General features: G+C 72.1%; 17 protein-coding genes. 7 read left to right on the top strand and 10 right to left on the bottom strand.

Annotated elements, in window-relative coordinates; translation table 11 throughout:
• Nucleotides 1-8 precede the first annotated feature (8 nt).
• The 7 genes from GQF42_RS24220 to GQF42_RS24190 all read right to left on the bottom strand — a co-directional run bounded on the left by GQF42_RS24220 (nt 9) and on the right by GQF42_RS24190 (nt 10,201).
• Nucleotides 9-2,555 carry a sensor histidine kinase gene (locus GQF42_RS24220; RefSeq protein WP_158923193.1) on the bottom strand — a complete coding sequence of 849 codons (2,547 nt, stop codon included), beginning with the start codon at nt 2,553-2,555 and terminating at the stop codon, nt 9-11.
• Nucleotide 2,556: 1 nt separating this feature from the next.
• Entirely contained in the window at nt 2,557-3,240 is a 684-nt protein-coding gene (locus GQF42_RS24215) for a response regulator (RefSeq protein ID WP_158923191.1), read from the bottom strand.
• 92 nt (nt 3,241-3,332) lie between these two features.
• Entirely contained in the window at nt 3,333-4,040 is a 708-nt protein-coding gene (locus GQF42_RS24210) for a potassium-transporting ATPase subunit C (protein ID WP_158923189.1), read from the bottom strand.
• 5 nt (nt 4,041-4,045) lie between these two features.
• A complete protein-coding gene (gene kdpB / locus GQF42_RS24205; protein WP_199272772.1) occupies nt 4,046-6,181 on the bottom strand; it encodes a potassium-transporting ATPase subunit KdpB in 2,136 nt (711 codons plus the stop codon).
• Nucleotides 6,178-7,842, bottom strand: a complete 1,665-nt coding sequence (gene kdpA, locus GQF42_RS24200; RefSeq protein ID WP_158923187.1) for a potassium-transporting ATPase subunit KdpA — start codon at nt 7,840-7,842, stop codon at nt 6,178-6,180. The genes kdpB and kdpA overlap by 4 nt, the downstream gene beginning before the upstream one ends.
• A gap of 8 nt (nt 7,843-7,850) precedes the next feature.
• Complete coding sequence (gene kdpF, locus GQF42_RS24195) at nt 7,851-7,940, bottom strand: K(+)-transporting ATPase subunit F (RefSeq protein WP_018533641.1); 90 nt, start codon at nt 7,938-7,940, stop codon at nt 7,851-7,853.
• 404 nt (nt 7,941-8,344) lie between these two features.
• On the bottom strand, nt 8,345-10,201 hold the full coding sequence (locus tag GQF42_RS24190) for an APC family permease (protein WP_158923185.1): 1,857 nt from the start codon (nt 10,199-10,201) through the stop codon (nt 8,345-8,347).
• Between the two features lie 222 nt (nt 10,202-10,423).
• Here GQF42_RS24190 and GQF42_RS24185 point away from each other — a divergent pair, with 222 nt between their 5' ends.
• Together GQF42_RS24185 and GQF42_RS24180 are read left to right on the top strand one after the other, a co-directional pair.
• Nucleotides 10,424-10,936: a hypothetical protein gene (locus tag GQF42_RS24185; protein ID WP_158923183.1), complete on the top strand. Its 513-nt coding sequence runs from the start codon at nt 10,424-10,426 to the stop codon at nt 10,934-10,936.
• Nucleotides 10,937-10,960: 24 nt separating this feature from the next.
• On the top strand, nt 10,961-11,167 hold the full coding sequence (locus GQF42_RS24180) for a hypothetical protein (RefSeq protein WP_158923180.1): 207 nt from the start codon (nt 10,961-10,963) through the stop codon (nt 11,165-11,167).
• A gap of 290 nt (nt 11,168-11,457) precedes the next feature.
• On the opposite strand, the gene GQF42_RS24175 is transcribed toward GQF42_RS24180, so the two are convergent.
• Nucleotides 11,458-12,252, bottom strand: coding sequence for a DUF4118 domain-containing protein (locus GQF42_RS24175; protein ID WP_158923178.1), 795 nt, complete (start codon nt 12,250-12,252; stop codon nt 11,458-11,460).
• Nucleotides 12,253-12,262: 10 nt separating this feature from the next.
• A complete protein-coding gene (locus GQF42_RS24170) occupies nt 12,263-14,785 on the bottom strand; it encodes an ATP-binding protein (protein ID WP_158923176.1) in 2,523 nt (840 codons plus the stop codon).
• A 234-nt stretch (nt 14,786-15,019) separates the two neighbouring features.
• Here GQF42_RS24170 and GQF42_RS24165 point away from each other — a divergent pair, with 234 nt between their 5' ends.
• Nucleotides 15,020-16,597, top strand: coding sequence for a Na+/H+ antiporter (locus tag GQF42_RS24165; protein ID WP_158923174.1), 1,578 nt, complete (start codon nt 15,020-15,022; stop codon nt 16,595-16,597).
• Nucleotides 16,598-16,706: 109 nt separating this feature from the next.
• Here GQF42_RS24165 and GQF42_RS24160 read toward each other — a convergent pair whose 3' ends face one another.
• A complete protein-coding gene (locus GQF42_RS24160; protein WP_158923172.1) occupies nt 16,707-18,077 on the bottom strand; it encodes a hypothetical protein in 1,371 nt (456 codons plus the stop codon).
• Nucleotides 18,078-19,132: 1,055 nt separating this feature from the next.
• On the opposite strand from GQF42_RS24160, the gene GQF42_RS24155 reads away from it, so the two are divergent.
• From GQF42_RS24155 to GQF42_RS24140, 4 genes are all read left to right on the top strand, one after another.
• The gene (locus GQF42_RS24155) at nt 19,133-19,942 is read left to right on the top strand and encodes an SDR family NAD(P)-dependent oxidoreductase (protein WP_158923170.1); all 810 of its coding nucleotides are present in this window, start codon (nt 19,133-19,135) and stop codon (nt 19,940-19,942) included.
• Between the two features lie 198 nt (nt 19,943-20,140).
• Nucleotides 20,141-20,938, top strand: coding sequence for a GNAT family N-acetyltransferase (locus GQF42_RS24150; RefSeq protein WP_233273445.1), 798 nt, complete (start codon nt 20,141-20,143; stop codon nt 20,936-20,938).
• A 123-nt stretch (nt 20,939-21,061) separates the two neighbouring features.
• Entirely contained in the window at nt 21,062-21,580 is a 519-nt protein-coding gene (locus GQF42_RS24145; RefSeq protein ID WP_158923168.1) for a hypothetical protein, read from the top strand.
• A gap of 123 nt (nt 21,581-21,703) precedes the next feature.
• The gene (locus GQF42_RS24140; RefSeq protein WP_158930503.1) at nt 21,704-23,746 is read left to right on the top strand and encodes an NAD(+) synthase; all 2,043 of its coding nucleotides are present in this window, start codon (nt 21,704-21,706) and stop codon (nt 23,744-23,746) included.
• Nucleotides 23,747-23,748: the final 2 nt, after the last annotated feature.

Below are 23,748 nucleotides of genomic sequence, written 5' to 3'. Positions count from 1 at the left end.
CCCGTAGTTCAGGACGCCACCACCGCCGACACCCCCGGCTGCTGCGGCCGTCCCCGTTCCGGTGCCGTCGGCACGGTCAGCACCATCGTGAGCCCGCCACCCGGTGTGTCCTCGGCGTGCAGCGTCCCGCCGACCGCCTCCGCGAAGCCCCGTGCCACCGCCAGGCCGAGGCCGACGCCGACACCACGTGGGGCGTCGCCGTAGCGCTGGAAGGGTTCGAAGATGCGGCCCTTGGCCTCGTCCGGGACGCCGGGTCCGCGGTCGACCACCCGCACCTCCACCCGGTCGGCGAGGGCGCTGGCGGAGACCAGCACCGGCTCCCCGGGCGGGCTGTACTTGACGGCGTTCTCGACCACGTTGGCGACGGCCCGCTCCACCAGCCCCCGGTCGATGTGCACCATGGGCAGCGTCTCGGGGATGTCCAGCTCCACGCTGTCCTCGGGGACCCCGCCGAGCGCCATCGGGACCACCTCGTCCAGGTCGGTCTCGCGGATGATCGGGACGACCGTGCCCGTCTGCAGGCGGGACATGTCCAGCAGGTTGCCGACCAGAAGGTCGAGACGGTCGGAGCCCTCCTCGATGGCCGCCAGCAGTTCGGCCTGGTCCTGCGCGCTCCACTCGACGTCGTCGGAGCGCAATGAGGTGACCGCGGCCTTGATCCCGGCGAGCGGGGTGCGCAGATCGTGGCTGACGGCCGCGAGCAGGGCGGTCCTTATGCGGTTGCCCTCGGCGAGTTCCTTGGCCCGGTCGGCCTCGTGCTGCAGGCGCTGGCGGTCCAGGACGACGGCGGCCTGTGCGGCGAACGCGGCCAGGACCCGGCGGTCGGCGGCGGGCAGCACCCGGCCGCTGAGGGACAGGGCCATGTGGTCGCCCACGGGTACGTCGACGTCGGCGTCCTCCGGGGTCCCGGCCGGCCGGGGGCCCACACTGCCGGCGCACGTCCACGGGGCCGTCTCGCCCGAGCGCTCCAGCAGCGCGACCGATTCCATGCCGAAGGTCTCGCGCACCCGGTCCAGCAGCTCCCCCAGACCGGTCTCGCCGCGCAGGACGTTGCCGGCGAGGAAGGAGAGGATCTCCGACTCGGCACGCAGCCGGGCCGCCTGGTGGGTGCGGCGGGCCGCGAGGTCCACGACCGAGGCCACGGACACGGCGACCCCGACGAAGATCGCTATGGCGACGATGTTCTTGGGGTCGGCGATCGTCAGGGTGTGGATGGGCGGAGTGAAGTACCAGTTCAGCAGGAGGGAGCCGGCCACCGCCGAGGCCAGGGCCGGGAAGAGGCCGCCGAGCAGCGCCGCCGCGACCGTCAGGGTCAGGAACAGCAGCATGTCGTTGGCGAGGCCGACGTCCGGGGTGACGCCGGTGAGCAGCCAGGTCAGCGGCACCGGCCCCAGCACGCCGACGAGCCAGCCCCGGATGACCCGGGAGCGGCCGAGGCGGGCGCCCCGGGCGACGGGCAGCCCGCGGCCCTTGCCCGCCTCGTCGTGCGTGATGAGGTGGACGTCGAGGTCCGGCCCTGACTCGACGGCGACCGTGGCGCCGACGCCCGGCCCGAAGACGTACTGCCAGCTCCTGCGGCGCGAGACGCCGAGGACGATCTGGGTGGCGTTGACGCCCCGCGCGAAGTCGAGGAGCGCGGCCGGTATGTCGTCGCCGACCACGTGGTGGAAGGTGCCGCCGAGGTCCTCCACGAGGGTGCGCTGGTCGGCCAGTTCCTTGGGCGAGGCGGAAGTGAGGCCGTCGCTGCGGGAGATGTAGACCGCCAGCACCTCACCGCCGGCGCCCTTCTCGGCCAGGCGCGCCGCACGCCTTATCAGGGTGCGTCCCTCGGGGCCGCCGGTCAGGCCGACCACGATCCGCTCGCGCGAACCCCAGATGGTCGACACCCGGTGCTCGCGGCGGTACTCGTTCAGGTACTCGTCGACCCGGTCGGCCACCCACAGCAGCGCCAACTCCCGTAGCGCGGTGAGGTTTCCGGGGCGGAAGTAGTTGGCGAGGGCCGCGTCGACCTTGTCCGGCTTGTAGATGTTGCCGTGCGCCATACGGCGCCGCAGCGCCTGCGGGGACATGTCGACCAGCTCGATCTGGTCGGCGCGCCGTACGACCTCGTCCGGCACGGTCTCCTGCTGCCGGACGCCGGTGATCGACTCGACCACGTCGCCGAGTGATTCCAGGTGCTGGATGTTGACGGTCGAGACGACGTCGATCCCGGCGGCGAGCAGTTCCTCGACGTCCTGCCAGCGCTTGGCGTTGCGCGAGCCGGGGATGTTGGAATGCGGCAGCTCGTCCACGAGCGCCACCTGGGGGCGGCGGGCGAGAACGGCGTCCACGTCCATCTCGGTGAAGACGCTGTCCCGGTACTCGATCTCCCTGCGCGGGATCTGTTCCAGGCCGTGCAGCATCACCTCGGTGCGCGGCCGGTGGTGGTGTTCCACATAGGCGACCACGCAGTCGGTGCCCCGCTCGATACGGCGGTGTGCCTCCGACAGCATCGCGTACGTCTTGCCGACGCCAGGTGCTGCGCCGAGATAGATCCGGAGCTTGCCGCGTGCCATGTCATTCCTCGAAGCGGTAACCCATGCCGGGCTCGGTGATCAGATAGCGGGGGTGGGACGGGTCCGTCTCCAGCTTGCGGCGCAACTGGGCCATGTAGACCCGCAGATAGTTGGTCTTGTTGCTCTGCGAGACACCCCAGACCTCCTGCAGAAGATGCTTCTGGGTGATCAGGCGGCCGGGGTTGGTCACCAGGATCTCCAGCAGATGCCACTCGGTCGGCGTCAGCCGGACGTCCCGCTCGCCGCGTACGACCTTCTTGGCGAGCAGGTCGATGCTGAAGTCCGCCGTCTCCACCAGGGTCATCTCGGGGACGAGCGGGGTGTCCTCGGTGCGGCGTACGGCGGCACGCAGCCGGGCGAGCAACTCGTCCATGCTGAACGGCTTGGTGACGTAGTCGTCCGCGCCGGCGTCGAGCGCGTTGACCTTCTCGTCGGAGGCCTGCCGGGCGGACAGCACCATGATCGGTACCCGGCTCCAGCCGCGCAGCGCCTTGATGACGTCGACGCCGTCCATGTCGGGCAGGCCGAGGTCCAGCAGCACCACGTCGGGCTGGCGCGCGGCGGCGAGCCGGAGGGCGGTGGCCCCGTCCGGGGCCGCGTCCACGCCGTAGTGGCGTGCCTGCAAGTTGATGACGAGGGCCCGTACGAGCTGCGGGTCGTCCTCCACCACGAGCACCCGGGTCATGGGTGTGTACTTCTCCTGTCATGCCTGCGGGAGTCGGCGGAGCCGGGATGCCTCCCGGAGCGCCGACTCCCGTCGCGAATCGCGTAAGGGCGTCACTTCTTCGCCACGAGGTCCTTGAGCGCGATGTTGAGTTCGAGGACGTTCACCCGGGGCTCTCCCATGAAGCCGAGGGTGCGGCCGCTCGTGTGGTCCTTGACCAGCTTCTCGACCTGGGCGACGGACAGACCGTTCTTCGCGGCGACCCGGTGGACCTGGAGGTCGGCGTAGTCGGTGGAGATGTCCGGGTCGAGGCCGGAGCCGGAGGAGGTGACGGCGTCGGCCGGCACGTCGGACGGCTTGACCGTGTAGCCCGGCACGGAGTTGTCCTGGACCACGGCGGCCTTGGCGGCGAGCACCTGGGCGCAGAGCGTCTTGTCCGCGGGCTTGTCCGGGCACTTGCCCTTCACCGCGCCGCTGTCCGCGGACAGGTTGGTGGCGCCGGACAGGATCAGCGAGTACCGCGTGTTAACGCTGTTGGTGCCGAGGCCGTTCTGCGGACGGCTCTGGAACCACTTGAGGTCCGGGTCCGGGCTCGTCTGGCCCTTCTTGAGCGGCAGGTTGTACTGCTGCCCGATCAGGGACGAGCCGACGACCTTGCCGTCCGCCTTGATCTCCGAGCCGTTCGCCTTGCCGGAGAACGCCGCCTGGGCGATGCCGGTGACCACCAGCGGGTAGATGACGCCGGTGACGACGGTCAGCACGAGCAGTGCCCGCAGCCCCGCGCCCAGCAACCGGGCCGTGTTCACAAAGGAGTTGTTCATGGCGATCAGCCGATTCCGGGGATGAGGGAGATGAGCATGTCGATGATCTTGATGCCGATGAACGGCGCGATCAGTCCGCCGATGCCGTAGATCCCGAGGTTTCTGCGGAGCATCTTGTCGGCGCTGACCGGCCTGTACTGCACGCCCTTGAGGGAGAGCGGCACCAGCGCGATGATGATCAGCGCGTTGAAGATGACGGCCGACAGGATCGCGGAGTTGGGCGAGGACAGGTGCATGATGTTCAGCTTGTCCAGGCCCGGGTAGACCGCCGCGAACAGCGCCGGGATGATCGCGAAGTACTTCGCGACGTCGTTGGCGATGGAGAACGTCGTCAACGCACCGCGCGTGATCAGCAGCTGCTTGCCGATCTCGACGATCTCGATGAGCTTGGTCGGGTTGGAGTCGAGGTCGACCATGTTGCCGGCCTCCTTGGCGGCCGACGTACCGGTGTTCATCGCCACGCCGACGTCCGCCTGGGCGAGCGCGGGCGCGTCGTTGGTGCCGTCACCGGTCATGGCGACGAGCTTGCCGCCCGCCTGCTCGCGCTTGATGAGGGCCATCTTGTCCTCGGGGGTGGCCTCGGCGAGGAAGTCGTCGACGCCGGCCTCCTCCGCGATCGCCTTGGCGGTCAGCGGGTTGTCACCCGTGATCATGATCGTCTTGATGCCCATGCGGCGCAGTTCCTCGAACCGCTCCCGCATGCCCTCCTTGACGACGTCCTTGAGGTGGATGACACCGAGGACGCGGGCGCCCCGGTCGTCCTTGACCGCGACGAGCAGCGGGGTGCCGCCCGCCTCGGAGATCCGGTTGGCGATGGTGTCGGCGTCCTCGGCGATGACGCCGCCCTGCTCCTTCACCCAGGCGATGACCGAGGCGGTCGCGCCCTTGCGGATCATGCGGCCGTCCACGTCCACGCCCGACATACGGGTCTGGGCGGTGAACTCGATCCACTCGGCGTTCTCCAGCTCGCCCTGGTGGCGCTCGCGCAGCCCGTACTTCTCCTTCGCCAGGACGACGACGGAGCGGCCCTCGGGGGTCTCGTCGGCCAGCGAGGACAGCTGGGCCGCGTCCGCGACCTCGGCCTCGGTGGTGCCCTTGACCGGGGCGAACTCGGCGGCCTGACGGTTGCCGAGGGTGATGGTGCCGGTCTTGTCGAGCAGCAGCGTGGAGACGTCACCGGCGGCCTCGACGGCACGGCCGGACATCGCCAGCACATTGCGCTGCACCAGGCGGTCCATGCCCGCGATGCCGATGGCGGAGAGCAGGGCGCCGATGGTGGTCGGGATGAGGCAGACCAGCAGGGCGACCAGCACGACCATGGTCAGGTGCGTGCCCGCGAAGTTCGCGAACGGCGGCAGGGTCGCCACCGCCAGCAGGAACACGATGGTCAGCGACGCCAGCAGGATGTTCAGCGCGATCTCGTTCGGCGTCTTCTGCCGGGCCGCGCCCTCGACCAGGTTGATCATCCGGTCGATGAAGGTCTCGCCGGGCTTCGTCGTGATCTTGATGACGATCCGGTCGGACAGCACCTTCGTACCGCCGGTGACGGCGCTGCGGTCACCGCCGGACTCGCGGATGACCGGCGCGGACTCACCGGTGATCGCCGACTCGTCGACCGATGCGACACCCTCGATGACGTCGCCGTCACCGGGGATGATGTCGCCGGCCTCGCAGACGACCAGGTCACCGATGGTCAGCACGGTGCCGGGCACCTGCTCCTCGGTGCCGTCCTCGAGCAGCCGGCGGGCGACGGTGTCGGTCTTGGCCTTGCGCAGGGTGTCCGCCTGCGCCTTGCCGCGTCCCTCGGCGACCGCCTCCGCGAGGTTGGCGAAGATCACGGTCAGCCACAGCCAGGCGCTGATGGTCCAGCCGAACCAGTCGCCCGGGTGCTGGAAGGAGAAGACGGTGGTCAGGATGGAGCCGACCCACACCACGAACATCACGGGCGACTTGACCATCACCCGCGGGTCGAGCTTGCGCAGCGCCTCCGGCAGCGACTTGACCAGTGCCTTGGGGTCGAACAGGCCCGCTCCGACACGGCCCTCGGCGGGCTTGTGCCCGGTGGGGACGTCGCTGTGCGGCGCCCGGGTGGGAGTGGCTGTGGACATGGAGTCCTCTGAGTTCTCTGTGCGGGTGGTCATGACGCCAGCCCCTCGGCCAGCGGGCCCAGCGCGAGGGCCGGGAAGTACGTCAGACCGGTGATGATCAGGATCGCGCCCACCAGCAGGCCGGTGAACAGCGGCTTCTCGGTGCGCAGGGTGCCCGCGGTGGCCGGGACCGGCTTCTGCTCGGCGAGCGAGCCGGCCAGTGCCAGGACGAAGATCATGGGCAGGAAGCGGCCGAGCAGCATCGCGAGACCGGTCATGGTGTTGTACCAGTCGGTGTTCGCGTTCAGGCCGGCGAAGGCCGAGCCGTTGTTGTTGGCCGCCGAGGTGAAGGCGTACAGCACCTCGGAGAAGCCGTGCGCGCCGGAGTTCAGCATCGAGTGCGGCGGGGTCGGCAGGGCCATGGAGGCCGCGGTGAAGACCAGCGCCAGGGCGGGGGTGATGAGGATGTAGCAGGCGGCGAGCTTCATCTCGCGACCGCCGATCTTCTTGCCCAGGTACTCGGGCGTACGGCCGACCATCAGGCCCGCGATGAACACCGCGATGACCGCCATGATCAGAATGCCGTAGAGGCCGGAGCCGGTACCACCGGGCGCGATCTCGCCCAGCATCATGCTCAGCATCGCGATACCGCCGCCGAGGCCGGTGAAGGAGGAGTGGAAGGAGTCCACCGCACCGGTCGAGGTGAGCGTGGTCGACACGGCGAAGATGGACGAGCCGCCGACGCCGAACCGGGTCTCCTTGCCCTCCATCGCGCCGCCCGCGGCCTGCAGCGCCGCGCCGTGGTGGGCGAACTCGGTCCACATCATCAGCGCGACGAAGCCCAGCCAGATGGTGAACATCGTGGCGAGGATCGCGTAGCCCTGCTTCACCGAGCCGACCATGACACCGAAGGTGCGGGTCAGCGAGAACGGGATGACGAGGATCAGGAAGATCTCGAAGAGGTTCGTGAACGGGGTGGGGTTCTCGAAGGGGTGGGCGCTGTTGGCGTTGAAGTAACCGCCACCGTTGGTGCCCAGCTCCTTGATGGCCTCCTGGGAGGCGACCGCGCCGCCGTTCCACTGCTGCGAGCCGCCCATGAACTGGCCGACCTCGTGGATGCCGGAGAAGTTCTGGATCGCGCCGCACGCCACCAGCACGATCGCGGCGACCGCAGCGCCCGGCAGCAGGATGCGCAGCGTGCCGCGGACCAGGTCGGCCCAGAAGTTGCCCAGCTCACCGGTGCGCGAGCGGGCGAAGCCGCGCACGAGGGCGACGGCGACGGCGATACCGACCGCGGCGGAGAGGAAGTTCTGCACGGCCAGACCGGCGGTCTGTACGACGTGACCCATGGTCTGCTCGCCGTAGTACGACTGCCAGTTGGTGTTGGTCACGAAGGACACGGCCGTGTTGAACGACTGTGCCGGGTTGACCGCGGAGAAGTGCAGCGAGCCGGGCAGGACGCCCTGGAGCCGCTGGAGGAGGTAGAGGAAGAGGACGCTGACGGCCGAGAAGGCGAGGACGCCGCGCAGGTACGCGGGCCAGGTCATCTCGGCGTCGGGGTTGGCGCCGATGCCCTTGTAGATCCACTTCTCGACGCGCAGGTGCTTGTTCGAGGAGAAGACCCGGGCCATGTAGTTGCCGACGGGGACGTAGACGAGCGCCAGGGCGCCTATGAGGGCGAGCAGCTGGAGCACAGCGGCGAGTACGGGACCCATGTCTGTTCTCAGAACCTCTCCGGGTAGATCAAGGCGAGGACGAGATAGCCCAGCAGGGCGACGGCCACGACGAGGCCGACGATGTTCTCGGCGGTCACAGCTTGGTCACCCCCTTGGCGACGAGGGCCACCAGCGCGAAACCCGCGAGCACGGTGACGACGAAGGCCAGATCGGCCATCGCGAACTCCTGGAGTGAGGTTCGGTTGAATCGGACGAGTAAGAGGAAAGCGCCTGTCTGGCCGGATCCGGTCGTCCGTTGACGGCCCTCTTACGGTCGCCACCGTCGCTTTGACGGGACTCTTACGACCTCTGACCCATTACCGGCGAGTAGGCCACCGTGACGGTCGGTGATCCACTCGTTCGTATCAGGCACGCCTGGGCCGTACGCCGGTGCCGACCCGGCGCCGCGCGTGAGGGCAGCGGGTCGGTGCAGCGGGGCGGTACCGCGCGTCAGTGCGGCGCGTCAGTGCGGCGCGTCAGTGCGGCGCGTCAGTGCGGCGCGTCAGTGCAGCCGGAAGCGCAGGCGGCAGATCACCGCGTCCGTCTCCCGGCGCACGGCGTGCGCGACGACGGCGCCCCGCTGGTTCTGCAGGAGGCGCTGCCACAGGCGCTCCGGCTCCGCCTCCGCGATCAGCACCGTGACCTGGGTGCCCGGCTCGGCGGCGGCCACGTCGCGGACGTAGGCGGCGATGGGCTTGCCGAGGGTGCGCCGGGCGCAGGACAGCCTGACCAGCTCCACGCCGGGATCCCAGTCCGCCCAGGCTCGCTCCAGGGCGTGCAGCTGGGCCCGGTCCTCGGGGTCCGGGTAGCACACGGTCACGGCGCGGACCTCGTCACCGAGGGAGGCGGCCGAGGTCAGCGCCTCCGAGGTCAGCCGGGACAGCGTGGACACCGGCACGATCACCAGGGAGCGGTCGCGGTGCGGGGCCTGCGGGATCCGGCCCAGCCCCAGCCGCTCGCCGATCCGGCCGTAGGCGCGGTGCACGGTCTCGAAGGCGACCACCAGCAGCGGGAGCGCGATGACGATCAGCCAGGCGCCCTCGCTGAACTTGCTCGCCGTGACGACGACGGCGGCGACGCCGGTGAGGAGGGCGCCGAAGCCGTTCAGGAGCGCCTTCCCGCGCCAGCCGGGACTTCCTCCCGCCCGGCGTTCCAGCCACCAGTGCCGGACCATGCCGACCTGGGCGATGGTGAAGCCGACGAACACACCGATCGCGAACATCGGCACCAGGGTGTTGGTGTCACCGCCGGAGAACACCAGCAGCGCGGCCGAGACGACGGCGAGCGCGAGCACACCGTGCCGGTGCACCTGGCGGTCGGCCTTCAGGGCGAACACGTGCGGCGCGTAGTTGTCCCGGGCGAGCAGCTTCAGCAGCACCGGCAGCCCGCCGAAGGAGGTGTTCGCGGACAGCGCCAGCAGGATCATCGTCGCGAACTGGACGACGTAGAACGCCCAGTTGTGGCCGAGCGAGGCGTCCGCGAGCTGGGCGAGGACGGTGACGCCCTCGACCGGCTGGAGGTGGAAGCGGCCGATCAGCACCGACAGGCCTGTCAGCATCAGCCCGAGTACGGTGCCCAGGGCGATCTCCGCACGCTGGGCCCGGCGGACCCGCGGCACCCGGAAGGAGGGGACGGCGTTGGCGATGGCCTCCACGCCGGTCAGCGCGGCACAGCCGGAGGCGAATGCTTTCAGCAGGAGGAGCGCACCCACGGAGGTGGCGTTGTCGGCGACGACCGAGGCGTGCCCGGCCGCCGTCGCCGTGCTCACGGGGTGGGAGCGGAAGAGGCCGACGACGATCAGGACGAAGATCGAACCGACGAAGACGACGGTCGGCACGATGAACGCCTTCGCGGACTCCACGATGCCGCGCAGGTTGACGCCCGTGATCAGGGCGAGCACCGCCAGGCACAGCCACAGCCGGTCCCCGTACAGGGACGGAAAGGCCGAGGTCAGCGCGGCGACACCGGCCGTGACGGCGACCGCGACGTTGAGGACGTAGTCGAGGACCAGCGAGGCGGCGGCCACGAGACTCGTCCGCGCGCCCAGATGGGTCTTGCCCACGGCGTAGGAGCCGCCGCCGTCCGGGAAGGCCGCGATGACCTGCCGGTAGGAGGCCACCAGGACGGCGAGCAGGGCGGCGATGGCCAGCGTGACGGGCATGGTGAAGCCCAGCCCGTGGGCGCCGGCGCCGGCGAGGACGAGCACGATCGCCTCGGGGCCGTACGCGACCGACGCCATGGCGTCCAGCGACAGGGCCGCGAGGCCCGTGACGGCGGTCAGCCGGTGGCGTTCGCCGGTATCAGGCGGCTCCTCGCCGGCGGGAACGGCATCCGGCTGCTCGGTGGTCAGGACGGACATGGGCGCGTGCTCCTTCTTCCCTCTGCCGCGCACGAGGGCTGACACAGGACTGAAGCGTGCGCGGGCGCACCCAGGTTCTGTCCGTTTCCCGTCGCCGCCGACTCTTCCTTGCGACATCTTCGCGCCCAACGGGCTGGTCTTGACGTGACCTTGACGGGACCCGACGTCAGAGTCGTGTCAAGGTACGCGGATCCCCTTCCGCAGGTCGGTACCGTCGTCGCCATGGCGGGTTCCGGCACGGTGGCGAACGACCAGGACCGCACACAGCAGTGGTGGAGCGCCGTCCGCTGCGCCGGCCTCCTGCTCACCCTGCTGCTCCTGGTCGACTGGGGCTCCGGCCGCGGCACCCCGTGGCGTACGGCGCTGTGGGTGGCGGTCGCCTGGCTGCTGTTCGCCGTGCTCTGCCCGGCCCGGGTCTGCGCCGGCCCGAACTGGCTGGCCTCGCGCCGCCTGGGCCGCGAACACCGCGTCCGTACGGACCTGCTGGTGTCGGTCCGCTGCCTCGACGGTGTCTCCCAACGGCTGCTGCTGCGGGACGCGTTGGGCGGGCGCGTCGAGATCGACCCCGAGGTCCTGGTCCGCAACCCGGACCTGTGGCTCCGCCTCGACGAGGGCGCCCGCAGGGCGACGGCGGACGGCCTGCTGCTGTGCGGCGAGACCGCGCTGCGCCGCCTGTCGGCCCGGATGGACCGGGAGACGGCGCGGGCGGTGTTCAGGGCGTCGGGACTGGAATAGCCAAGGTGGTGCACAATGCCTGGCATGAACGGGCAGACGGGTCGGTCCCGCTGGTGGTACGGACTGCGCGGCTTCGCCTTCGTCCTGCTGGGCGGCGGCCTCGGCGCCTTCACGTACGGGGCCCTCACGCACCGGCCGGGCGCGATGCCGTGGGGCGGGATGTTCTTCGGGGCGGTGGTGTGCGGGGTGCTCGGCGCGGCGTTTCCGCCCCGGCGCCGGCGCCCGCGCTGAGCCCGCCCGCCCCGGCGCGGCTCGCTCCCGCCGGTTCACCGGATGCGGCTGCGCCCCGGTCATGAGGACGTCCGGCCCCTGCCGCGTGGTCACGAGGACCACCCGGTCGCCCGCCCGCAGCACCCTCCCCTGCGGCGGGCGCCAGTGCACGCCGCCCAAGTTCCGTGCTTGGATGCAGAGTTGACGTCACATCGCCATGGAACGGCGTACGGCACGACGCCGTTTCCACCGCGGGACCGCCGCGACGTCAGGGGCGCGTCAGGGAACCCCGCCGCCCCGGACGCCGCCGCTCACCTGCGCACCGGCCCGGACGTGTCCAGTGCCGCCCCCGTCTGGTCCGCCAGGGTCACCGCGACCAGGCGGGCCTGGAGCGGGGGCACCGGGCCCGGCCCTGGGATGAGCATGAAGCGGCCCAAGTAGTGGCCGTTGCCGTAGGTGCGCAGTTCGATCTCGCCCTCCGGCCAGCCGGCGGTGTCCACGTCCCACGTCCGCCTGCCCACGCTCACGCCCCCGTCGGCGCCCAGACGGGCCGGCCGGCCGAGCAGGGTGCCGTACTCGAAGCGGCAGGCCCGCAGGCCGAGCAGTTCGGTCAGCTCGCCGCGTACGTGGTCGACGACGGTGTTGGCCGAGTCGGCGGACCTGACGAGGTCGGCCGTGCGGTGGATGCGGGCCAGATGCGCCTCGTCCGTGACCGTGACGACCTCCAGCTTCCGTGCCCGGGCGGCCAGTTGGGAGACGATCGCGCCCACCGCCAGCAGCAGCACCGCCGTCGTCACATCCCCCGCCGTGGTGATGTCGAAGGTCTCGTACGGCGGCGTCAGGAAGAAGTCGAACCACGCCGCCGCCGACAGGGCCGCGACCACGCCCGCCGTACGGCTGCCGAGCGCGGACACCGCGACGACGACCACGACGAGCACAAGTGCTGCGTTGGCGTGCGGCAGGCTCGTCCGCAACGGGGCGAGGGCCAGGGACACCAGGAAGGGGGCCGTCAGGCCCGCCGCCAGGGCGAACCGGTCCCGCGGTGCCCAGGCCGCGGGCACCGTCGGACGATGCCGCCACGTACCGGTACCGGTCACAGCGCTCATCACGCACCTCCTACGCTCTGTTCACGCTCTCCTCGGTCGGTTCGGCGCCCACCGCCAACGCCGCGAACGGCAGCGAGACCACCATCGTCAGTCCGCCGCCCGGGGTGTCCTCGGGGCTGAGGGTGCCGCTCATCGCCTCGGTCAGGCCCCGGGCGAGGGCGAGGCCCAGGCCGAGGCCGGTGGTGTTGTCGGTGTCGCCGAGGCGCTGGAAGGGCTCGAAGAGACGGTCGCGGCCGTCGGGGGGCAGGCCCGGCCCCCGGTCCACCACCCGCAGCTCCACCCTCCCCGCCAGCGCGCTGGCCGTGACCAGTACCTTGCGGCCGGGCGGGGTGTGGCGGGCGGCGTTGCCGACGAGGTTGGCGATCACCCGCTCCAGCAGCGGCGGGTCGGCGAGCACCGCCGGGATCTCCTCCACGTCGGCCACCTCGACCTCCGGCACGTCCGCCAGCGCCTGCGGCAGCACCTCCTCCAGGGAGGTGGCCCGCAGGTTGAGGGTGAGGGCGCCGGCCTCCAGACGGCTGAGGTCGAGCAGGTTCTCCACCAGGCGGTTGAGCTTGGCCATGGACTCGTCCGCGGTGGCGAGGAGTTCCTCGCGGTCATGCGCCGAGAAGGCGACGTCCCGGCTGCGCAGCGAGGTGACCGCGGCCCAGCCCGCGGCCAGCGGGGTGCGCAGGTCGTGGCCGACGGCCCGCAGCAGGGCCGTGCGCAGCCGGTCGGCGGCCTTCACCGGCTCCACCTCCGCCGCCGCCTCGGCCAGCCGGGCCCGCTCCACCGCCGAGCCCGCGTGCGCGGCGAAGGCCGCCAGCACCCGGCGCTCGGAGGAGGAGAGGGTACGGCCGTGCAGCACGAGCCAGGCGCCCGGGCCGGCGGGTACGGCCGTCACCCCGGCCGTCACCCCGGCCGTCACTCCGCCCGCCGCGTCGGGCGGCTCGTCCACCAGGTTCGCCGACTCCATCCCGAAGGTCTCACGGGTGCGCTCCAGCAGAGCCGGGATGGTCGCCTCGCCCCGCACGATGCTGCCGGCCAGCGACGACATGGTCTCGGCCTCGGCGGTGGCCCGGGCGGAGCGGCGCGACAGCCGCAGCGAGCGGTCCACCACGGCGGCCACGGTGGCCGCGACCACCGCGAACACCATCAGGGCCACCAGGGCGTTCGGATCGTCCAGGGTGAAGGCGCCTATGGGCGGGATGAACCAGTAGTTGAGCAGCAAGGACGCCGTCACCGAGGCGATCACCGCCGAGGTGACGCCGCCTATGCAGGCCACGCCGACCACGGCGAGCAGGAACAGCAGGGCCTCGCTGGTCAGGTTGAGCGTGCCCCGCAGCTGGGCGAGAACGGCGGTGAGGAGAACGGGCAGCACCAGTCCGGCCACCGGGCCCGCGATCAGCCGGGCCGTCGACAGCGTGCGGCGGCGCGAGGGCAGCAGGGTGCCGCGGCCGGCCCGCTCGTGAGTGACCCGGTGGACGTCGATGTCCCCGGACAGCTCGGTGACCGTCTCGCCGGTGCCGGGCCCGGTCAGGAACCGCGATAGCCGCCCACGCCTGCTGGTGCCGAGCACCAGCTGGGTGGCGTTCTCGGCGCGGGCGAACTCCACCAGCGCGGTGGCCACGTCGTCGCCGACGACCGAGTGGTAGCTGCCGCCGAGGTCCTCCACGAGCCGGCGCTGCCGGGCGAGGGAGGCGTGCGAGACCCCGGCCGCGAGCCCGTCGCTGCGGGCCACGTGCACGGCGAGCAGATCCCCGCCGGCCGACCGGTCCGCGATCCGCGCGGCCCGCCGTACGAGCGTGTCGCCCTCCGGCCCGCCGGTCAGTGCGACGACGACGCGCTCCCGGGTCTCCCACACCCCGCCTATGCCGTGTTCCGAGCGGTACGCCTGCAGGGCCTCGTCGACCCGGTCGGCCACCCACAGCAGCGCCAGCTGGCGCAGGGCGGTCAGGTTCCCGGGCCGGAAGTAGTTGGCGAGGGCCGCGTCGATCTTCTCGGGGGTGTAGATGTTGCCGTGCGCCATCCGGCGGCGCAGCCCCTCCGGGGGGATGTCCACCAGCTCGATCTGCGAGGCCCTGCGGACGACCTCGTCCGGCACGGTCTCGTGCTGCGGCACCCCGGTGATCTTCTCGACCACGTCGTTGAGGGACTCCAGGTGCTGGACGTTCAGCGCGGTGATGACGTCGATACCGGCGTCGAGCAGGGTCTCTATGTCCTGCCAGCGCTTGGGGTTGCGGCCGTCGCCGGGGATGTTGCTGTGCGCGAACTCGTCCACGATCGCCACCTGCGGGCGCCGGTCGAGGACCGCGGCCAGGTCCATCTCCTCGAACTGTCCGCCCCGGTAGGAGCAGGACGCCCGGGCCACGCTCTCCAGTCCCTCGAGCATCTCCTCGGTGTGCGCCCGGCCGTGGCACTCCGCGAATCCGATCACCACGTCCGCCCCGCGCGCGGCACGGCGTCGCCCCTCGTCGAGCATCCGGTAGGTCTTGCCGACCCCCGGGGCCGCCCCGAGGTAGACCTTCAGTCGTCCGGGCCGTACGTCACTCATCGCCGCCGACGCGCTCCGCTCACTGATTCACTGATCCGACTGCTCCGTGGGTTCTTCCTCCAAGGAAGCCGTGTCGCGGGGCGGGCCGCTCGCTTGTTAGCGCTTCCTTGGCGGTGGCCCCGTGGACCTTGACACTGTCTTGATGGGGCCGGGCCCTATAGGGTGAGGGCAGGTGTGCCGGGAAGTCTGGTCGGCCGGGGGCCGGGGTGGCTTCCGCAATCCCAGGGGGACGGCATGCGCAGCGTAGGTACGGTTCTTGCCCTGGTGGTTCTCGCCACGGTCGTCGCCACCTTCGCGCGCCGCTGGCGGATCCCCGCGCCGTCGCTGCTGGTGGTCGCCGGTCTCACGGTGGCTCTCCTGCCGGGCACCCCCCAGATCGCGATCAGTCCCCAGATCATCGGCCTCGTCGTGCTGCCTCCGCTGCTGTACGCGAGCGCCGAGGACATGCCCTGGCGGGAGCTGCGCGCGGTCTGGAAACCGGTCGGCATCCTCGCGATTGGTCTGGTGCTCGCCTCGGCGGCGGCCGTCGGAGCGGTGGCGGTGTTCGTGACCCCGCTGCCGTGGCAGATGGCGTTCGTACTGGGCGCGGTGCTGGCCAGCACCGACCCGGTGGCGGTCACCGCGCTCGGCCGCCGGCTCGCCCTGCCGCCCCGGGTACAGGTCCTGGTGCAGGCGGAGAGCCTGTTCAACGACGCGACCTCGCTGGTGCTGGTCCGGGTGGCGGCGGGTATCGCCGTGGCGTCGGCCGCCGCCGGCTGGGGCCCGGCCGGCGGCCAGTTCTTCCTGCTCGCCGGCGGTGGCACGGTGATCGGAGCGGCGGTCGCAGGGGTGATCACCCTGATCCGGCGGCGCACCGAGGACCCGGTGCTGGAGACGGTGATCGCGCTGGTCACCCCGTATGCCGCCTACCTCCTGGCGGAGGTCGCGCACACCTCCGGCGTGACCTCGTGCGTGGTCGCCGGGGTGGTGCTCGGCGGCCGGGGCGACCGCCTCACCAACGCCCGCATACGACTTCAGCTGCACGCCGTCTACGGCACCGTGGTGTTCCTGCTGGAGAGCGTGGTGTTCAGCCTGATAGGGCTGGCCCTGCCGGCGCAGGTGCGGGCACTGGCGCACGGCGACCGGGCCTGGCCGCTGTACGCCCTCGCCGTCGCCGCCACGCTGATCGCCGTACGGCTGCTGTGGCTCGCGCCGCTGTCGGCGGTCGTGCAGCGCAAGGGCGGCATCAGCCGGCTGAACTGGCGGATCCCGGTGGTGCTGACCTGGGCCGGCACCCGGGGTGTGATGCCGCTGGCCGCCGCGCTGTCCATCCCCGAGGTCATGAAGGACGGCACGCCGCTCGAGGGCCGGCCGCTGGTGCTGGTCCTGACCACCTCGGTCGTGGTCGTCACACTCGTCGTGCAGGGTTTCACCCTGGCCCCGGTCGTGCACGCCTCGGGCATCGCCCTGGAGCCCGCCCACACCGCCCGCGAGGAGGCTCAGGCCCGCTCCCACCTGGCCCACGCGGGCCTCGCCCGGCTCGAGGAGCTGGCCGAGCTGGAGGTCGTGTCCGACGTCGTCCTGGACCGGCTCCGCCGGGGCCTCGCCGCGCGCCTGGAGGACGCCCGGGACCGGCTCGCCGAGAGCGACGGAGCGGACGGTACGGCCACCGAGTCGGCCGACCTCGTCTACCGGCAGCTGCGGCGGGACCTGATAGCGGTGGAGACGACGGAACTGCAGCGGCTGTACGACGAGCACCGGATCAGTGACACCACGCGGCGGCGGCTGCAGCGGTCGCTGGATCTGGAGGAGGCGCGGCTGACGGACGTCTGAAGTCCGCTGCCGTCCAGCCGCGCCCCGCGGGGGCGCGGGGAACGGCGCGACCGGCCACAACGGCGCCGCAGCCGACCGGCGGCACACCACCGCCCTTCCCGCGGAGCGCTCAGCGGAACTCCGCCAGCCTCGGCCGCAGGCCCAGCACGGTCAGCAGGACGGCCGCCGCCAGCAGCCCGCCCGCCCACGGCAGCAGACCGTCGACCGCCGCGCGCCCCTCGTCCACCGACGAGTCGAAGTGGGCGCGGTTGATGCCCGTCACCTTGTCCAGCGCGACCATCCACGCCTCGAAGCGGGCGTTGGACGTGCCCGGCTCCCAGCCCATGCAGAACTCGGCCGCCTCGCTCTCCCTGCCGGCCGCCAGCAGGGCGCGGATCTTGCGGTCGTCGCGCTGGTAGACGGCGTACGCGTCGACGGTCCGTTCCGCCGCGGCCCGCTCGCCGGGGAAGGTGATGTTGTCCAGCTCGCGCCGGAACTCGCCGGTGAAGCGCAGGTCGTGGTGGTCGGCCCGGTACGCCTGCCAGGTGGCGGCCAGCTCCGCGTCGTACGTCGACAGGGTGGCGCCCTTCAGGCCGTACAGAGCCTGCGACTTGGCGAGGAACGCGTCCTGGTACCGGGTGCGGCGCTGCGGGTCGAGCAGGTAGCGGCTCTCGTCGGCGTTGGCGTCGTAGGCGAGGGCACGGGCGCGGGAGAGGGCGACGACGGAGTCGAAGGCGTCGTGCCGGGCCACCCGCAGGTGCGCGGACGATGCGGACAGCAGTTGGGTGCCGAGGACCACCGCGAGCAGGGTGCAGGCGGTGGCGGCCAGCGCGCCGGGGTTCAGGACGCGCCGGAAGCGGCGGGCGAGGTACCACTGCAGGACGCCGAGCACCGCGAGCAGCAGCGCACCGAGGGCGAGGACGGCGACGAGCTGGGCGGAGAGGGCGGCGCGGGCGGAGGTGTACTCGGCTTCGAAGGCCGCGTCGTTCGAGGACACCAACGTGCTTGCCGCGGGCAGGAGTTGACCGCGCAGGAGGTCGGTGGCGCGGCGGTAGTCGGCGAGGGCGGCCGGTCTGCCGCCGCGGTGGCCGTCGTTCTCCAGGGCCCGGCCGACCAGCTCCTGGTACTCGGCGAAGTCGTCGGTCAGCGACTCCACCGTCCTCTCGTCGGCCCGGCTGCCCTGTGCGGCGACGGCGAGGGTGCGCAGATCGTGCCCGATCTCGCGCCGGGCGTCGCCGTAGAAGCCGACGGCCTTGGTGTACGGCGTGGCCAGCCGCCCCTGTCCCGCGTCGCCGTTGGACAACAGGATGTTGGCGGCCTGGGCGTCCATGTCGTTCAGCGCCAGGTTCAGGTCGGCGGCGCTGGTGGTGCGGGGCGCGTCCCGGTCGGCGACGCTGCTCCAGGTGCCGAGCGCGGCGATCCCCGCGACCAGCAGCAGCCCGGCGAGGGCGGTGGCGAGCAGGACCGTGGCCGCGCGCAGAAGACGCAGCCGCGCGGGCACGACAGCCCAGTAACGGCGGCGCAGAGCGGCCCGCGCGGCCCCGGTCCGTCGCCAAGGGCGCAGCCCCGGACCCGGTCCGGCCGTCCGCGAACCCCCTCGCTGCCGCGGTCCGGGGCTGCGCCCGGACGGGGCGACCGCCGCTCTCCGTGGCGGTGTGCTCTCCTCGGCCCCTTCTTCGGTGCGAGGACTCTGCGCTGACCCGGCCGTGATGGTCACGGTCCCTCCAACGTCACGCCACGGACGGTCGCCCGTCCCCCGTTGGTGATCAGTCTGCGACCGGATCCGGCCACCGACGGCCTCCGTTGACGCCGCCCTGACGGTTCTTCAGCCAGGTTTGACGGCTCGTTGACGGCCCGGCGGGCGAAGCCGTATGAGTGGCGCAAATGACCCGCCGAGCGGGCCGGGCGCGGCCGTTCACAGGACTGGACTCACTGTCGGCCGCCGCCCCGGTGCCGCCGGCGTCAGCGGCTCGGCGGCTGTGGAATGCGCACTCCACGGCGGCGCGCAGGCGGGGCCCGGTGCGCGTCCGAGAGGCAGGCACCCGTGCGGTACGCCGGCCGCCAAGGAGGTCGGCGACATGGTCGACCTCGACTCAACCCGACCAAGCTGATCGAGATCGTCGAGATCGTCGAGATCGGCAAGCAACTCCTCATCACCCGGGGCGCGCCGGCCCTGCGAGGCCCGTCAAGGCCGTCAAGGCCGTCAAGGCCGTCAAGGCCGTCAAGGCCGTCAAGGAGGCGTATGCGCACGTCAGGGCCCCGTCAGAGAAGGCGTTTCCAGCTTGCCGGGGCCATGCGGCACGGCTTCCATGGAGGACGTGAACAGCGCCTGGCTCCTCTTCGACCGGCCGCCGAGTCCCGTTCGGCCGCCGCGTCGTACGCCGCGCTGAACGGAAACGGCCGCGTCCGCCGACGCCCGTCCCGCCGACGCCGTTTTCCGTGACCCGAGGGGCGCCGTGATCGGCTCCGGCGCCCCTCGCCGACTCCCCTTCACCCCAGCACGCCCACCGCCCCTGGCCGGGCGGCGCCCGCGTGCCCGCAACCCTGGATGGGATCATGACCGACTCCACCCTTTCGTCCCGCACTGTCCTTGTCACCGGAGCCACCTCCGGCATCGGCTGCGAAACGGCACGCCGGCTCGCCGAACGCGGCGCCACCGTGCTGCTGCACGGCCGTACGACGGCTCAGGCGCAGGCGACGGCCGACCGCCTCATCGCCACGGCGGGCGTCCCGGCCTCGCTCCTGCGGCCTTACGGCGCGGACTTCACCCACCTCGAGGAGGTCGAGACCCTCGCCCGCACGATCGTCAGCGAGCACCCGCACCTGGACGTCCTCGTCAACAACGCGGGCATGGCCGCCCCCGAGCGGCACACCGTCACCGCCGACGGCAACGAGATCGCCTTCCAGGTCAACTTCCTCGCCCACTACCTGCTGACCTGCCTGCTCGAGCCGGCGCTGACCAGCGACCCGGGCGGTCGTGTGGTGAACGTGTCCTCCTCGCTGCACCGCACGGCGTCCATCAGCTGGGCCGACCCCAACCGCGCCCGCCGCTACTCGCGCCTCGCCGCCTACGCCCAGTCGCAGCTCGCCCTCACGGTCTTCGCGGCCGACCCGCGCGTCACCGCCGTCTCCGTCCACCCGGGCGTGTGCGACACCGCGCTGCTGCCGCTCTACGCCCACGAGGGCGGCTCCCCCGCCGAGGGCGCCGCGCACGTGGTCCGGCTGTGCGACCCGGCCGTCGAGATCGTCAACGGCGCCTACTACGACCGCGACGAGCGCGTCGACCCGGCCCCGGCCGCCACGGAGGACCGCACGGTCCGCCGCCTGAACAAGCTGGCCGACCTGCTGGTCGGCCGCACCGCCTGAAGCGCACACGGAACAGGAAGTCGTACATGTCGAAACGCGCCCGCAAGAAGAAGGACCGCCGCAAGAAGAAATCGAACCACGGCCGCAAGGCCGGCCAGGGCTGACCGGCCCGGCAAGCGGGCGGGCGAGCGGGACGAACGGTCCCCGCTCGCCCGCCCGGTCCGCATCCCCGTCCGTCGTTCCGCATGCCCGCAGGGCATGGACACCCAGGAGACCTTGGTGATCGAGATCTCGCCGCCGGACGCACGGGCGCTCACGCACTGGTTCCCCAGCGGCGCCCCCGGCCCCGCCGCCATCGGCGAGCATGTGCTGGCCACCGGCATCGGCCGCTGGTGGGCCGACCGCCCCGCCCAGCCCCGCACGGTCGCCGTCTCCTGCGCCGGTCACGTCGTCCTGCGCGGTACTCCGGAGGACCTCCGGCCGGGCTTCCTCGCCCCGCTGGCGGGCAACCGGATCGAGGCCCCGGCCCGGTTCCTGCCCGCACTCGGCAGCGCCTTCGGCCGGCTCACCCCGTGGGAGCGCATGGTCTGGACGCTCCAGGCCCCGCCCCAGCGCGCGACCGTCCCGCACACGGTGACGGTACGCCACCTGGAACCGGCGGACACCGACGCCCTGCATGCCCTCGGCCCGGACGCGGCCTGGCTCTCGGCCAGCTGGGGCGGACCGCTCGGCCTCGCCGCCTGCGGCCACGCCTGGGCCGCGGTGGACCGCACCGGCCACATCCTGGCGGTGGCCTGCACCTACTTCCGCGGCACGGGGTACGAGGACGTGGCGGTCTACACGGTCCCCGACCGCCGCCGCCATCACCTCGGCCTCGCCTGTGTCACCGCCCTGTGCGCGGACATCGCCGCCCGCGGCCGCACCCCCTCCTGGAACTGCTCCCTGCACAACCGCGCCAGCCGACTGCTGGCCTGGCACGCCGGCTTCCGCCTGGTCCGCGAGTACGTCCACTACGCGGTAGGCAGCCCGGTACGGCAGACCCGGCTCAGCATCTGAGCGCTGCGCCGGAAATGCCGTGCGCCGGGGCGCGTAAGGATTCCGTCAGGATCCACGCCCGCGGTGTCAGGACTGCGTCAGCAGCGGTCGCGGGGCTCCGTGCGCGCGCCTAGCGTCGGGAGTATGCGACGGAGCGGAACCGCGGGCACCGCCGGCGACCGCCACTGGCATGGCAGCGCCCGGCTCGCGGTGGGCTGCGCCATGGTGTTCGCCGCACTGGCCTTCCTGGTCGACTGGGACGCCGGCACCCTGACGGCGCCACGCGCCCTGCTCTGGACCGCTCTGTCGGTCGCGGTGTGCGTCGTGCTGCTGCCGCAGCGGGTGAGCGCGGGCCCCGGCTGGCTCGCGGTGCGCACGCCCTGGCGCCGGCGCGTCGTCCACACGGACGCGCTGGCGGCCGTACGGCAGTACGACGGCGTCTCCTCCCACCTGGTCCTGCGGGACGTCCACGGCCACCGGCTGGAAGTCGATCCCCGGGTGCTCGCCGCCAACCCCCTGCTCTGGCACGAGGTCGACACCGGCGTCCGCCGTTCCCTGGAACGCGGCACACTCCGCCACGGCGCGGACGTCCTGGACCGCCTGGGCCGGCACATCGACGCCGAGGCGGCCCGGGCGGTGCTCCGCGCCTCGGGCCTGTCCTGACCCCTCGGCCCGCACTGCCTCTCCCCTCCCCCGGCCCCTGGCTCCCGGCCCTCTCGGCCCGACGCGGCCGGCCCCCGTAGGCTTCCCCTGTAGGAACGTCGTGGAGCCGTGAGAGAGGTCCCGTTGAGCTTCTGGTCGATCTATCAGCACGGTTTCGCTCGTGTCGCCGCCTGCACCGGCCACACCGTCATTGCCGACCCGCCCGCCAACGCCGCCTCCGTCCTGCGCCATGCGCGCCGGTGCGCCGAGGAGGGCGTGGCCGTCGCCCTGTTCCCGGAGCTGTGCCTGTCCGGGTACGCGATCGAGGACCTGCTGCTCCAGGACGCCATGCTGGACGAGGTCGAGTCGGCCCTCGCCACCGTGGTCGCCGAGTCCGCCGGCCTGCTGCCGGTGCTGGTCGTCGGCGCCCCGCTGCGCCACCGCGGCCGGCTCTACAACTGCGCCGTGCTCGTGCACCGCGGCCGGATCCTGGGCGTCGTACCCAAGTCGTACCCGCCGAACTACCGCGAGTTCTACGAGCGCCGCCAGATCGCCGGCGGCGACGACGAACGTGGCGGAACGATCCGGCTCGGCGGCGTCGAGGTCCCCTTCGGCGTGGACCTGCTCTTCGCCGCGCAGGACGTCCCCGGGCTGGTGCTGCACACGGAGATCTGCGAGGACATGTGGGTCCCCGTGCCGCCCAGCGCGGAGGCCGCCCTGGCCGGCGCGACCGTGCTGCTCAACCTCTCGGGCAGCCCGATCACGGTCGGCCGCGCCGAGGACCGCAAGCTGCTGTGCCGCTCGGCGTCCGAGCGCTGCCACGCCGCCTACGTCTACGCGGCGGCCGGTCTCGGCGAGTCGACCACCGACCTGTCCTGGGACGGCCAGACGCTGATCTACGAGAACGGGGTGCTGCTGGCCGAGACCGAGCGCTTCCCGCTCGGCGAGCAGTATGCGGTCGCCGACGTCGACCTCGACCTGCTGCGTCAGGAGCGGCAGCGGATGGGCACCTTCGACGACAACCGCCGCACCCACGCCGCCCGCACCGGCGACTTCCGTACGGTCTCCTTCGAACTGTCCCCGCCGGCCGGCACCGACCTGGGTCTGCGCCGCCGCGTGGAGCGCTTCCCGTTCGTGCCCGCCGACGCCGAACGGCTCGCCCTGGACTGCTACGAGGCGTACAACATCCAGGTCGCCGGGCTCCAGCAGCGCCTTGCGTCGATCGGCGGCCCCAAGGTGGTCATCGGTGTCTCGGGCGGGCTCGACTCCACGCACGCGCTGATCGTCGCGGCCCGCGCGATGGACCGCGCCGGGCGCCCGCGCAGCGACATCCTCGCCTTCACCCTGCCCGGCTTCGCCACCAGCGACCACACCAAGGACAACGCCCACCGGCTGATGCGCGCCCTCGGTGTCACCGCCGCCGAGCTGGACATCACGCCGACCGCGCGGCTGATGCTCAAGGAGATGGGCCACCCCTTCGCCTCCGGCGAGCCGGTGTACGACGTCACCTTCGAGAACGTCCAGGCGGGCCTGCGCACCGACTACCTGTTCCGGCTGGCCAACCAGCGCGGCGGCATCGTGCTCGGCACCGGCGACCTCTCCGAGCTGGCGCTCGGCTGGTGCACCTACGGCGTCGGCGACCAGATGAGCCACTACAACGTCAACTCCGGTGTGCCCAAGACCCTCATCCAGCACCTGATCCGGTGGGTCATCAGCAGCGGCCAGTTCGACGACGAGACCGGCAAGATCCTCGCCGCGATCCTCGACACGGAGATCAGCCCCGAGCTGGTGCCGGGCGAGGAGATGCAGTCCACCGAGTCGAAGATCGGCCCGTACGCCCTGCACGACTTCACCCTCTGGTACGTGCTGCGCTACGGCTTGCGCCCCTCGAAGATCGCCTTCCTGGCCTGGCACGCCTGGCACGACGCGCAGGCCGGCGCCTGGCCGCCCGGTTTCCCCGAGGCCGAGCGCCGCGCCTACGACCTGCCGGAGATCCACCGCTGGCTGGAGGTCTTCGTCCGCCGGTTCTTCGGTTTCTCCCAGTTCAAGCGCTCGGCCATGCCGAACGGCCCGAAGGTCTCGGCCGGCGGCGCGCTCTCGCCCCGCGGCGACTGGCGCGCCCCGTCGGACGGCAACGCCCAGGCGTGGCTGCGGGACTTGGAGCGCTTCGACCTGACGGGCGCGTAGGC

The organism is Streptomyces broussonetiae, from assembly GCF_009796285.1.
In the GTDB taxonomy this organism is placed as follows: Bacteria; Actinomycetota; Actinomycetes; order Streptomycetales; family Streptomycetaceae; genus Streptomyces; species Streptomyces broussonetiae.
The sequence above is the reverse complement of the archived record's forward strand: the minus strand, read 5'-3'. Positions and strand labels throughout refer to the sequence as shown.